This is a genomic window from Microcystis sp. MC19, assembly GCF_003019735.1.
Classification (GTDB): Bacteria; Cyanobacteriota; Cyanobacteriia; order Cyanobacteriales; family Microcystaceae; genus Microcystis.
The window spans coordinates 4,153,993-4,166,805 of the sequence record NZ_CP020664.1 but is presented as its reverse complement, the minus strand read 5'-3'; the positions used below and the strand labels follow the sequence as shown (position 1 = coordinate 4,166,805).

Below are 12,813 nucleotides of genomic sequence, written 5' to 3'. Positions count from 1 at the left end.
AATTTCCGGTTAAACTGATAGGCTATTCCCTTGCTCAGAAGTGGCAAAATGCCGCTCGATCAGAGAGGGGACATCTTGGGGAGCCACCTGATTATAATGCTTTTTATCGGGCATAACCACCAGATTTGGTCCTTTTTTGCACTGTTTTAAACAGCCGGTTAATTTAATATTCACCGCTTCTCCCAGTCCTTTTTCCTCTAAACCACTCTCTAACCTTTGGCAAACTCTCGCACCGCCATTTTTCCAACAATCGGACTTCTGACAGATTAAGACGGTGGCTTTTTTAGCTTTTGCCGGGGCGACTTCTGGGGTTTTTTCGCCAGATAAATGCTCGATCCCTAGTACCCTCAGTTTTAATTTTCCCTTTTTTGAACAAAGACTACTTTCTCCCGTCACTTTTAGCCATGAGTGGAGAGCAATATTCAGAGGTATGTGGTCTCGCAGTGGTTTTTCGGGCTTAAACCAATATTCCCGTTTATCAACACTGATTCTCAGGTATTTTACCTTATATCCGTCCTTGAGGACAAAACCGAGGAATTGACCGACCACTTGAAAGGGAACCATGGTAGTTGCAGATTTTGACATACTTTCTCACTTTTTACTCTCAAATTGCTAATTTTTATCAAGGATTAGGCCTGCCAACAGGTTTCCAGCCAACCGATTAAACAGCCTCGGATCCTCTACCTGTCGCAGGACACTCCACAGCTGTAAAAGTTGAGCCGGTCCATCGATGCGAACCTGCAAAAGCTGATGGAGCCAGCATTTACATTCAATTTCTAGGGACTGGAGCCGGTGGTAGAGCTGCCAGCGATCCCAAGCACTAAGAGGGAAGATTTTCTCACCTTCCGATGGCCATTTGTCTATACTCATGGGGCTTTTAATTGAGAACTATTAGCAATATAAGTCTGGGCTGATGTTTTCAGTATAACCGACAAATGCAAATAATTGTCAATAACTCGAAGAAAAAAAGTTACCCGGTAGCGGCGATCGGCTAAAATCTTGCTTGTCCGCTTTGCCGACAGGAATCCCTACCGCCTAGAATTGTCAAAGGGATAAAAATGGAGATAACAAGATTTATTGACGAAAATTATGGATAAAAAAGCTCAAAAAAACGATAATTCAGCAGTTCTCTATTTTGATGGTGGTTCTCGCGGCAATCCGGGGAGAGCAGCCGGTGCTGCGGTAATAGTTTTAGCCGAGGGCAATTCCTTGACTACGACTAGATATATGGAGAGAGCCACTAATAACGAGGCCGAATACACGGGATTGATTATTGGATTGGAAAAAGCCCAAGAATTAGGCTTAAAAAGCCTAGAAATTCGCGGAGACAGTCAATTAGTCATCAATCAAGTTAAGGGAGACTGGAAGGTAAAAAGCGATAGTTTACGTCCCTTTTATCAGCGTGCTTGTCAATTAGTCGCCCAATTTGATCGCATTAGCTGGCGCTGGATTGAACGAGCTAAAAATAGTTTGGCTGACGCTGCTGCTAATCACTGTATGGATGCGGCGAAAAAATCGCCCGAAAAAGCCAAGGAAGGGGAAACTAATGGCGATATTCTGCTCCAATCCCTGAAACCAATCCTCAATACCGAAGAATTCGTTTTTTCTTCCCTCACAGCCACAGGACTAGAACAGCTACAATTAACCCCTATCTGCCAATTTCGGGAAGAGGAAGGCATAACGGTGATTATTCCCCGTCAGCAAGCCGATCGCAGAGACTTACAGTACAAGTGTATTTATAGACAAATTACTCTTTCTGTGCATTCTAGTTTAGCGGCGGTGGGATTTTTAGCGGTGATTAGCAAGAAACTGGCCGAAGCGGCAATTAGCGTCAATGTCATTTCCGGTTATTATCACGATCATTTATTTATCCCTAGGGATAGGGTGACAGAAGCGATGGCTATTCTCGAAGAAATTAGCCGCTCATAACAGTTATCAGTTATCAGTTATCAGTTATCAGTTAGCAGTTAGCAGATGTGAGTTTTCAATTCACTCATTACTGTTCACTGTTCACTGTTCACTGAAAAAACAGGATTTATTATTATTTGCTCTCCTCCGAGGAATTTTTCACCGTTTCTTCTAGGAAAACTACCGGTTCTTTTTCCCGCTGCTGGGAGCGGATGATATCGATGGTACTTTTCAGCACACTAGCGATGGGAACTGCTATCAATAAACCGAGAATTCCTGCCACTTTGCCCCCGATAAAAAGAGATAGAATAATCCAGACGGGATTAAGTCCGATCATACCTCCCATTAACCGAGGGGCGATGACGTTATCATTAATTTGACCGACAATAACCGTCAGGGTCAAAACTTTTAATCCTAACCAAAAATCTTGAAACATCAGTAGGGTACTAATGCCAATAATGGTAAAAGCACTGGCAAAAGGAATTAGTGTAGTTAGACCGATCGCCACCCCGAATAATAGGGCATAATCGACCTTGAGAATCACAAAAACAAAGATTTGAGCAAGGCTGAGAATTCCCGCTAAAATGGTTTGACCGGCAAAATAGGTTTCAAAAGTTTGACGAATAATCGTTCTTAATTTGAAATTCCAGGGAGAGGGAATCCAGCTAAAAATTCCCTCCCAAATTTGTTCGCCATAGAGAACAAGAAAGACGGTGAGAACTAGAACAAAGAGAATGTTTAGGATACTGTTGATAGTTCCCAGCACAAAGCTGAGTAATTGAGTGCTAAGAGTTTGTAAAACGTTGGTGAGTCGTTCCGATAACTGGGTGATTGATTGCTCGATATAAATCGCATATTTCTGAGTTTTATCCCACTTTTCTAAATTTTGTATCTGTTCGGTTCCTGACTCGATCCACTGGGGCAAACTATTGATTAAACTGCTTAATTGTTCGACAATCTGCGGAATTAAAATTAAACCTAAAACGCCCAAAATTAATAGGGCAATTAAAAAGACAATAGCGATTGAACCACTGCGATTAACCCCGCGTCTTTGCAGCAGTTTGATGGGAACATCTAAGACAAAAGCTAGTAAACTAGCAGTGACAAAAATACTGACTAAGGGTTCTAGATAGCTAAATAATTGGAATAATAACCAGCCATTGAGAAATAAGAGCGGAAAAACTAGACTTAGCCGCAACCAACGAGGTAGTTGCTTAAAAAGCTCTATCATATAACTAATTTTGTCCTGAGATAGTATCGAGGTAAAAAGAGACTTTTCTAACCAGAAATCCTCTTTCAATCTAGCATCTCCTCGTTACTTTTCTAGTCTCAAGTAATCCCGAAACTCTTATCCTAACCCTATGGAGCTAAGCGGATTCGAACCGCTGACCCCCTCAATGCCATTGAGGTGCTCTACCAACTGAGCTATAACCCCGCGAAGACCATTTTTGAATATAGCTTAAATAGAATCATTTTGTCAAGGGGGGACGAGAAAAAAATTTGTCAGACAAAAGGCGATCGCTGTTAAGACAATGGTAAAACAATCGCCCCCATTTAGACAGGAGCCGGAATTTGGGTTAAATAGGTTAAACAGTGACCCATGAGGAAATAAACTACTAACATAGCCGCTGCCGCCGCTGCTACTAAGGTTCCCGCCAGCATCAAGGAAAACTCTTGCTGGTCGAACGCTTGCTGCATCAGATGCAATGACCAGGCCACAAGACCGAGGTCAAAGATGAGAATCGGAACTAACATATTTTAAATTTTGTTAACTTTCCTCTATTCTAATACATAATTTTCCCCAGGGATAATCGGACTGAAGTTAAAAACAGGGATTTTTGCCGGTTTCTCGATCGGGGCTGTCAGCCGTCGGCCGTTAGCTTTCAGTAATAGGTCTAAACCTTGCTCTTCTGGGGTTGCAGCCTGAAGAAATTGGCAGTAACTAATAGCATTAACCGACTCAATCCCTAGATTAAGTTCTGCAAATCTGACCCTCATTTTCCCGGGCTAACGCACGGGTACTTGTTGATTTTGCAGATAATTTTTGACCTCAGCGATGGTTAATTGACCATAATGGAGTAAAGAAGCCAATAAAGCCGCTTCTGCCCGGCCTTCCGTCAATGCTTCGTAAATATGCTGACAATTACCCGCTCCTCCAGAGGCAATCACGGGAATCTCCACCCTTTCAGCGATCGCTTTTGTCAAGGCCAGATCGTAACCCGCTTGCGTGCCGTCGGCATCCATACTGGTAATTAACAACTCACCCGCCCCGCGTTTTTCCACTTCTTTGGCCCATAATAAAGCATCAATACCCGTATTTTCGCGTCCACCCCGAACATAAACCTCCCAACCCGGGTTATGCACATCCTTACGTCGTCTAGCATCGATCGCCACCACAATGCACTGTTTACCAAAGCGATCGCTGGCTCGATCGAGCAATTCCGGATCCCGCACGGCAGCCGAGTTAATGCTGACTTTATCGGCCCCGGCTCTTAACAAATTTTTAATATTTTCTAAGGATTGGATACCACCCCCCACGGTCAGAGGAATAAAAACCTGTTCCGCCGTGCGATAGACTACATCAATAATCGTGTCGCGATCTTCATGGGTAGCAGTAATATCAAGAAAAACCAACTCATCAGCCCCTGCCTGATTATACAAGCGGGCCAACTCCACGGGGTCGCCAGCATCCTGAAGATTGACGAAATTAACCCCTTTCACTACCCGACCTTTATTGACATCCAAACAAGGCAAAATCCGCTTCGCTAACATATCCTAGACTCTTGATTGTAACAATGGCCATCAAACGATCGCATAATTCCCCCCCGGCTGCCGAGGAAAATCTGCTCACTCCCAATCCCACTATAGAAGAAACGGAAAAAGCAGAAGCGCAGATTCGTCCGCAATCCCTAGAGGATTATATCGGTCAACAGGACTTAAAAGCTAATCTAAAAGTCACCATCGCGGCGGCCAAAGCTAGACAAGAAGCGATCGATCATTTGCTCTTCTACGGACCGCCGGGGTTAGGAAAAACCACCATGGCTTTAATTTTAGCGGCTGAGATGGGAGTAAATTGCCGCATTACTGCCGCCCCCGCTTTAGAGCGTCCCCGGGACATTACCGGCATCCTGATCAATCTTCAACCCCGGGATATTCTTTTTATCGACGAAATTCATCGACTGAATCGGGTAACGGAGGAGTTATTATACCCCGCGATGGAGGATTATCGCCTGGATGTGACGATTGGCAAGGGTCAAGCGGCGAAAATTCGCAGTATTTCTTTACCTCCCTTTACTTTAATCGGTGCTACTACCAAAGTTGGCTCTTTAACTTCCCCTTTGCGCGATCGTTTTGGCATGATTCAACGTCTGCGTTTCTATACAGTTGAGGAATTGACCACAATTATTCTCCGAAGTGCCACTATTTTTAATATTCCCATGACTGAAGCAGGTGCGATCGAAATTTCCCGTCGCAGTCGGGGAACTCCACGCATTGCCAATCGTTTATTAAAACGGGTGCGCGACTATGTACAGGTGAAGGGAGAAACTATGATCACCCCCCAGTTAGCCGCTGAGGGATTAAATCAATTAAATGTGGATTCTATGGGTTTAGATTGGACCGATCGATTAGTATTAAAGACGATGATCGAACAGTTTCAAGGTAAACCCGTGGGATTGGAAGCGGTAGCAGCAGCCACGGGGGAAGATGCCAAGACGATCGAGGAGGTCTATGAGCCTTATTTATTACAAATAGGTTATCTTAATCGTACTCCCCGGGGTCGCGTGGTGACGGCAGCCGCCTACGAACATTTAGGTTTACTGGCAAAATTGCCGAAAAATAAGGATCGGAGTTTACCTTTGTTTGAGTTCTAGTTTTCTAGATTGGATTAAGACCTTTAGACTTTTTGGCAATCAAAAAGTGTCGGTCATTGGAGTGAGCGGGGGGGAAAATTCACACCCCACACCCCACACCCCACACCCCACACCCCACACCCCGCACCCCGCACCCCACACCCTGCCCCTAGGAACAACTTTCTCAGCCAACCCTAATTACCTGGGTTTCAGCTTACCCTTGTCTTTAAATACTGGCTTGACCGCGTCAAATCACACAAGACCTTGTGTAAAGGTCGTATGATCATGATCGTAGTAAGTTACATTGTTGCCATCGCTTGCCGCTTCTAATCGAGACTGTATTGGGATTGGTCAAAGCTAATTGCAATAGTGATCTTTTACAGTCCATATTTTTTAAGTCTGTTAGCGTGCTATGTCTGCCCTGAATAAAGAAAATCTTAAACTGGAAACTCTCACCCTGTTTCAAAAATACCAAAACACAGAAGATAATAAGTTCCGAGATCAAATTATCCGGTTAAACCTAGGATTAGTCAGAAAGGAGGCTCATCATTGGGTCAATCAATGCCATGAAAATTACGAAGATTTAGTGCAGGTTGGCTGTATGGGGCTAATTCAGGCGATCAGTCGTTTTGACAGCAGCAAAGGTCATGCTTTTAGTTCTTTCGCTATTCCCTATATTCGCGGCGAAATTCAACACTATCTGCGGGATAAAGGTTACACGGTTCGGATTCCTCGCCGTTGGTTAGATTTAGGCAGACAAGCAACAAATGTGCGTCGGGATTTTCAAACTGTCCACAATCGTCAACCCAATGATACGGAAATCTCCCTCGCTTTAAATATTTCGATCGAAGAATGGCAAGAGGTAAAACTGGCCTTCCAAAACCGTGAACCTCTTAGTCTCGATGCGACGGTTAATAGCGATGAGGATAATAATACTTGTTTAAAAGACATCGTTCCCGATCCCCGTTATCGCAGCTTTCAACTTTGTCAAGAGGATTGCATTCGTTTACAACAGGCACTGGCTCAATTAGAAGACAAAACCCGTCATATTCTCGAATTTGTCTTCCTTAAGGATCTTACTCAACGGGAAACCGCGGAACAATTAGGTATTAGTGTTGTCACTGTCTCCCGTCGGTTGAAAAAGGGTTTAGAAATGCTCAAGGAAACTATGGTTCAAGAAGCATTTTAGCAAAATTATCGGTTCTCAGCCCTTAAAATCCGAAAAAATCAGAAAAACGCCGAAAAAAACCTCAAAAACTCAATTTTTGCATCCCACTCTTAAAAACAACATTATTAAGAGTGGGATGCTCTCAGCTTATCTTTGCCCAAATAGCAGGTAATTTAAAACCCCGGCTAAATATTTATACTGCTCGATCGAATTATAGTAGTGAGCAGAAATTCTCACAATTAATGATGCTTCTCCCCAGGGAATTATCGGCACTTCGATCTGATATTTTTCCCACAGTTGTCTAGACAAATCTTCTGCTGCCCAAGCATAACTAGGAATGAGAATTGAAGACATCGATCCGATCATTGATTCTGGACAGGGATAATTGACCTCTAAGGCACGACAAAGCAAATTTCTGGCTTTTAAAACCAAATTACGATTTCTTGCCATCAGACCCAGTAAACCATCCATAGAGAGAGAATTTAAAAACTCGATCGCTTTTGGCACTGATAAATAAGCGGTGGGATCATCGGTTCCCATCCAAGCAAATTCTAGCTGAAAACGGGAGCGATCTTGTCGAGGAGAATTGGCCCCATGGCTAATAGTTAAAGGTCGAATTATTGCCTGTTTATCCCCGCGCACATAGAGAAAAGCAGCCCCCTTGGGACTACATAACCACTTATGACAATTAGCAGTATAATAGGTGGGATTAATTGCCCCGATATTCAGGGGTAAAAAACCTAAAGCATGGGCGCCATCGATGAGAGTATCAATACCTCGATTATTTAATTCTTGCACAATTTCTGCGATTGGCCAAATTAAGGACGTGGGACTGGTGACATGATCTAAAACTACTAATTTGGTCCGGGGAGAAACAGATGCTAAAATTGCTTGACTAATTTCTAAAGGGGACTGCACAGGGAAGGGAATTTTAGCGATAATTACCTTTAATCCCCATCTGTTAGCTATATGTTTAACTGCATTAGCACAAGCATTATAGGTCTGATCGGTGATCAGAATTTCCTCATTTTCCTGAAAAGTGAGAGAATTTAACACCGCATTTACTGCTGTGGTTGCATTGGGAACAAAGACTAAATCATCGCTATTTACTCCCACTAAATCCGCTAATTTTTGCCTAGCAATATCTAATAAACCCTCTAATTCTCTCCCCAAAAATTCTAAAGGTTGTCTTTCCATTCGTTCCCGTAATTGTTGCTGATAATCCAAGACTATTCTAGGGGTGGCACCATAGGAACCGTGGTTGAGAAAATAAATATTATCGGGAATTAACCAAGAGTTTTTAGACATATTGAATTAATTTAATTTTATTGAGAACTAGAAAAAATAGCTGAGAAATTGCCTATGGTATTCAGCTTCTGACTAGCTAGTATATTAACGATGGATAATTGCAGTTATAAAAGTTTCTCCATCTATGGGAGGATGATTTTCGGGAGATTGATATTTTCCCGTTTTCACTTTCTGTTCGATTAGATGCTCTTGTGGTGGGGGAAGATGTAGGTTCATAGGTATTAGGACTATCTACTGAGAAAATCAACTTGATCTTAATTTTAAGCTAAATATCGACAAAAAAAGCTCTCCCAGAAAAAGGAGAGAGGAGAGAACGAGTTAGAAAAAATTATTGATGTAACCATCCTTTCAGACGACGCGCAACTTGAGGACGACGTAATTTTCGCATCGCTTTAGTTTGAATTTGACGTACTCGTTCGCGAGATAAATTGAACATTCCCCCCACTTCCTCTAGGGTATAGGGTTGACTGGTAGCTAAACCATAACGGAGGGAGATAACATCTTTTTCCCGTTCCGTGAGAACATCACTTAAAACTGCGAAAATTTCTTGACGCATCATCATCTCATTCATTTTATCTTCGGGAAGTTGTAGATCATCATCTTCCAACAGATCCACTAATTCCGTATCTTCTCCTTTCCCTACACGATGATTTAAAGAGAGAGATTGACGACGCAATTGTAATAATTGCCGCAATTGTTCGGGAGTCATTTCTAATGCTTCTGCGAGTTCCCGTTCATTGGGATTGCGCTGTAAATCTTGCTTGAGAATGCGCTGCGCTTTTTTGAGTTTATTGAGTTTTTCGACAATGTGAATCGGTAAACGAATTGTGCGCGCATCATTAGCAATAGTGCGGGTGATTGCTTGTCGAATCCACCAATAAGCATAGGTAGAGAATTTATAACCTTTATTGGGATCGAATTTTTCGGCCGCACGGTTGAGTCCGATCGCACCTTCTTGAATTAAATCTAAGAAAGGAACACCGCGATTTAAATAGCGTTTAGCGATAGAAACCACCAAGCGCAAATTAGAACGAATCATTTTCCGTTTAGCTGTTCTTCCCCGATAAAGACGGTTTTCCAGTTGACGTTCATTATCTAATTCTAAAGCGATCGCCCATTCCGTTTTCGTCGGAGGACGATGTAAATTTTCTTGTAGTTTTTGGCGCACTTCTTCCGCTTCCATCAGAAACTTAACCGAGTAGGCTAGTTCAATTTCTTCTTCCGCATTAAGCAGGGGATAACGGGCCATTTCTTTAAAAAATGCCCCAACAGTATCTTCATTGCTGCCTTTATCGTATCCCGTTCCACTACCTGCACGAGTGTTTTTTAGGGTTTCCGGTAAAGGTTCAGTCAGCTCCTCGTCAGTTCTTTCAGCAAAATCCACGCTGTCTAGTTCTAAAGGATTTGTCTCCAGGGCAATGATTTGATTAAAATTATCATCAGAGGCTAGTTTAGAGATTTTCATAAGCAGTTATGGATGGAGTGGGGTTATAATAGCGGGGAAAAACTCAGTTTCCCCCAATGGGCTGATTGTTACATTGAATTTTCAGGGAGCAGATTTTTTAAACGTTTTCTTAATTAATGGCGGCAATTTCTGGGATATAATTGCGCGATTCTGTGTCGATGGTTACAAATCGCCGAACCAGACAATAAGATTTTCTGGTGAATAGGGGAGACTATCACGGTTTCCACTTATACACTCTAACTAAGGTTTTTGGTATTTGACTAGGTAAGGATCACGCTTCTTAACAATCAAGATAGCAGTCAGCTTTTTATTACTATTCTTAGCTTTTTCTATTGAGAACCATTCTCACCTTTTGACTAACTATACTGGGATTTAATAGCTAATAGTCAATAGTTATCATTAACTTTATCAATGCTTAAGGGTGGATAAAAATTCTTTTGGGAAGACTTCACGGGCTAAAAATCAAAATTTGTGGGCAAAAAAGCAATATTTAAAGTGTTTTTAGAGAAAATTAACTGGTTTTATTCCCCTCAAGCTTTAAACTATAATTTAAATACCCCATTCTCCCCATCTCCCTATCACCCCATCTCCCCACTGACTATGCTCGATCGCTGTGCTACCCTGACTGTAGCGGAACCTCCCACACCTTACCAATTAACCACAACTGGACAACCGTGGTTAGAGGTTTTGGTCGATCGTCCTTATCCTAGAGATAGTCAAGAGGATCAGCAAATATTAACCTATAGTATCCCCGGGGATTTAACGGTAGAAATCGGCGATATTTTAAGCGTTCCCTTTGGTTCTCAGGTAATTGGGGGAATTGCTCTTAGATTTCTCGAAAATTTGCCCCCAGGACTAGAAGAGAATCAAATTCGTCCCGTGGAAGAGGTGATTGCTAAGGGTTTTTTTCCCGATAATTATTGGCAGTTATTAACGAAAATCGCCCAATACTACGCAACGGATTTAATCACCGTTGTTCGCGTCGCTTTACCTACGGGTTTACTGCGAAGTTCCCAACGTCGCATCAGATTAAAACCGGCAGCGATTCCCCCCGGTGCGGAGGTTTTTTGTACTCCCCTCTCCCGTCAGATTTTATCCCTGCTAAAAAATCAAAAAGAAGGCGATTATTCGGCGAAATACCTGCAAGAAAAAGTAAAAAATGCTAATTACGGTATCCGAGACTTAGTTAAGCGCGGTTGGGTAGAAAGTTATCTAGAAGCGCCCAAAAGTCCTAATATTAAACAAAAAAAAGCCATTACCCTGCTAATAACTGACTTTCCTGCTGATTTAACTGAAAATCAGCGCAAAATTGTCGAAATTCTCCGTCATCAGGGGGGAGAAATGTGGCTGCCAGAATTGGCACAACTCGCGGGGACCAAACATTTTAAACCGCTCATTGATAAGGGTTATGTGGTGATTGAGGATCGGGAATTTCTGCGCTTATCCTCGGCGATTATGAGCAGGGATCAACCAAAAACACTCACTTCTAGTCAAAAACAAGCCCTAGAAGCCATTCAAACCCTAAAAGGTGGTGAAAGCGTTCTCTTACACGGAGTGACGGGATCGGGTAAAACAGAAGTCTATCTACAGGCGATCGCACCAGTCCTAGCAGCGGGTAAATCTGCCTTGGTTTTAGTCCCCGAAATTGGATTAACACCGCAACTAACCGATCGCTTTGTGGCCCGTTTTGGCGATCGAGTCTATGTTTATCATAGCGCCCTCTCCCAAGGAGAAAGATACGATACTTGGCGACAGATGTTGACAGGGACCCCACAAGTTATTATCGGGACGCGATCGGCGATTTTTGCCCCTTTACCCCATCTAGGCATGATTATCCTCGATGAAGAACACGATAGCAGCTTTAAACAAAGTCAATTACTCCCCACCTATCACGCGCGTACCGTGGCTAAATGGCGCGCTCAATTAAACCATTGTCCCGTAATTTTAGGCTCGGCCACGCCATCCCTAGAAACATGGCTAGAATCCCAAGCTAATCCCCGTCTTTACCTATCTTTGCCTGATCGCATCCAAAATCGCCCCTTACCGCGGGTGGAAATCGTCGATATGCGAAGGGAATTGCAACGAGGCAATCGTTCCCTGTTTAGTCAATCCCTGCGTTCATCTCTGGACACCCTGCGCGACAAGGGAGAACAGGCAATTTTATTCGTCAGTCGCCGGGGACATAGTACCTTTGTATCTTGCCGAAGTTGCGGTTATGTGCTGGAGTGTCCCCACTGTGATGTCTCCCTCTCCTATCACCACACCGAACCGGGAGCGCAAGAATTACTACGCTGTCACTACTGTAACTATGGTCGCATTCATCCGAAACAATGTCCTGAATGCGGTTCTCCCTATCTGAAATTTTTCGGCACTGGCACTCAGCGAGTCACCCAAGAATTAAGCAAAGAATTTCCTGATTTGCGTTGCTTGCGTTTTGATAGTGATACCACCCGTAACAAAAATGCTCCCCGGGAACTATTAAAACTATTTACTGATGGTGAATTCGATGTCTTAGTCGGAACCCAAATGCTCACCAAAGGATTAGATATTGATCGAGTTACCCTAGTAGGAGTAATGGCAGCCGATGGCTTACTTTATCACTCCGATTATCGCGCCTCCGAACGCGCTTTTCAAACCCTCACTCAAGTGGCAGGGAGAGCAGGAAGGGGAGAAACAGAAGGAAAGGTAATTATCCAAACCTATACCCCCGAACATCCCGTGATTAGAGCAGTACAAACCCACGATTATGAGGGTTTTGTCGAGACGGAATTAATGCAGAGAGAGGGTTTAAATTATCCTCCCTACGGCAGTTTAGTCTTAATTCGCTTTAGTGGTTTAGATGGGGAAGCAGTGCAGAAAAGTGCCGAAAATGTCGCAGAGGAATGTGTTAATAATTTCGGTCCCGATTGGGATATTTTAGGACCTGCACCCGCAACAATTATGCGCGTGGCTAACCGTTATCGCTGGCAAATTCTGTTAAAATTATCGGGAGACAAGACTGATATCGGTCGTCTTTTTCTTGCTCTGAAAAGCTTAGTTTTACCCAAGGTAAGTATGGCGATCGATGTGGACCCCTTAACTATAGAATAATCAAGGATGGACAATGGGATCGC

Annotated in this window: 13 protein-coding genes and 1 tRNA gene; 4 read left to right on the top strand and 10 right to left on the bottom strand. The window is 43.1% G+C overall.

Translation table 11 applies throughout. The annotated features are described in order from the left end of the window. Positions 1–9: 9 nt before the first annotated feature. Together B5D77_RS21165 and B5D77_RS21160 are read right to left on the bottom strand one after the other, a co-directional pair. Positions 10–585, bottom strand: a complete 576-nt coding sequence (locus B5D77_RS21165; RefSeq protein ID WP_008196192.1) for a (2Fe-2S) ferredoxin domain-containing protein — start codon at positions 583–585, stop codon at positions 10–12. A gap of 27 nt (positions 586–612) precedes the next feature. After that, positions 613–870, bottom strand: a complete 258-nt coding sequence (locus B5D77_RS21160) for an Asr1405/Asl0597 family protein (protein ID WP_106909592.1) — start codon at positions 868–870, stop codon at positions 613–615. Positions 871–1,089: 219 nt separating this feature from the next. Between B5D77_RS21160 and B5D77_RS21155 the strand changes: the two genes are divergently transcribed. After that, a complete protein-coding gene (locus B5D77_RS21155; RefSeq protein ID WP_008196196.1) occupies positions 1,090–1,929 on the top strand; it encodes an ACT domain-containing protein in 840 nt (279 codons plus the stop codon). A gap of 112 nt (positions 1,930–2,041) precedes the next feature. On the opposite strand, the gene B5D77_RS21150 is transcribed toward B5D77_RS21155, so the two are convergent. The 5 genes from B5D77_RS21150 to hisF form a co-directional block, all read right to left on the bottom strand. Next, positions 2,042–3,139 carry an AI-2E family transporter gene (locus B5D77_RS21150; protein WP_039899222.1) on the bottom strand — a complete coding sequence of 366 codons (1,098 nt, stop codon included), beginning with the start codon at positions 3,137–3,139 and terminating at the stop codon, positions 2,042–2,044. Positions 3,140–3,270: 131 nt separating this feature from the next. Continuing rightward, positions 3,271–3,343 (bottom strand) — tRNA-Ala (locus B5D77_RS21145). Between the two features lie 119 nt (positions 3,344–3,462). Next, positions 3,463–3,663: a hypothetical protein gene (locus B5D77_RS21140; protein ID WP_008196202.1), complete on the bottom strand. Its 201-nt coding sequence runs from the start codon at positions 3,661–3,663 to the stop codon at positions 3,463–3,465. Positions 3,664–3,687: 24 nt separating this feature from the next. Then, positions 3,688–3,906, bottom strand: a complete 219-nt coding sequence (locus B5D77_RS21135) for a hypothetical protein (protein ID WP_008196204.1) — start codon at positions 3,904–3,906, stop codon at positions 3,688–3,690. A gap of 9 nt (positions 3,907–3,915) precedes the next feature. Next, on the bottom strand, positions 3,916–4,680 hold the full coding sequence (hisF, locus tag B5D77_RS21130) for an imidazole glycerol phosphate synthase subunit HisF (RefSeq protein ID WP_106909591.1): 765 nt from the start codon (positions 4,678–4,680) through the stop codon (positions 3,916–3,918). A 23-nt stretch (positions 4,681–4,703) separates the two neighbouring features. On the opposite strand from hisF, the gene ruvB reads away from it, so the two are divergent. Together ruvB and B5D77_RS21120 are read left to right on the top strand one after the other, a co-directional pair. Beyond that, entirely contained in the window at positions 4,704–5,780 is a 1,077-nt protein-coding gene (gene ruvB, locus B5D77_RS21125; RefSeq protein ID WP_106909590.1) for a Holliday junction branch migration DNA helicase RuvB, read from the top strand. Positions 5,781–6,171: 391 nt separating this feature from the next. Next, positions 6,172–6,948 (top strand): RNA polymerase sigma factor SigF, encoded by a 777-nt coding sequence (locus tag B5D77_RS21120; RefSeq protein ID WP_008196211.1) that lies wholly within the window; start codon positions 6,172–6,174, stop codon positions 6,946–6,948. A gap of 126 nt (positions 6,949–7,074) precedes the next feature. Here B5D77_RS21120 and B5D77_RS21115 read toward each other — a convergent pair whose 3' ends face one another. The 3 genes from B5D77_RS21115 to B5D77_RS21110 all read right to left on the bottom strand — a co-directional run bounded on the left by B5D77_RS21115 (position 7,075) and on the right by B5D77_RS21110 (position 9,700). Next, positions 7,075–8,235, bottom strand: a complete 1,161-nt coding sequence (locus B5D77_RS21115; RefSeq protein WP_106909589.1) for an aminotransferase class V-fold PLP-dependent enzyme — start codon at positions 8,233–8,235, stop codon at positions 7,075–7,077. 84 nt (positions 8,236–8,319) lie between these two features. Next, positions 8,320–8,451 (bottom strand): hypothetical protein, encoded by a 132-nt coding sequence (locus B5D77_RS27805; protein WP_256386891.1) that lies wholly within the window; start codon positions 8,449–8,451, stop codon positions 8,320–8,322. Positions 8,452–8,563: 112 nt separating this feature from the next. Beyond that, positions 8,564–9,700, bottom strand: coding sequence for an RNA polymerase sigma factor, RpoD/SigA family (locus tag B5D77_RS21110; RefSeq protein ID WP_008196229.1), 1,137 nt, complete (start codon positions 9,698–9,700; stop codon positions 8,564–8,566). A gap of 600 nt (positions 9,701–10,300) precedes the next feature. On the opposite strand from B5D77_RS21110, the gene priA reads away from it, so the two are divergent. Next, positions 10,301–12,790 (top strand): primosomal protein N', encoded by a 2,490-nt coding sequence (gene priA, locus B5D77_RS21105; protein WP_039899232.1) that lies wholly within the window; start codon positions 10,301–10,303, stop codon positions 12,788–12,790. Positions 12,791–12,813: the final 23 nt, after the last annotated feature.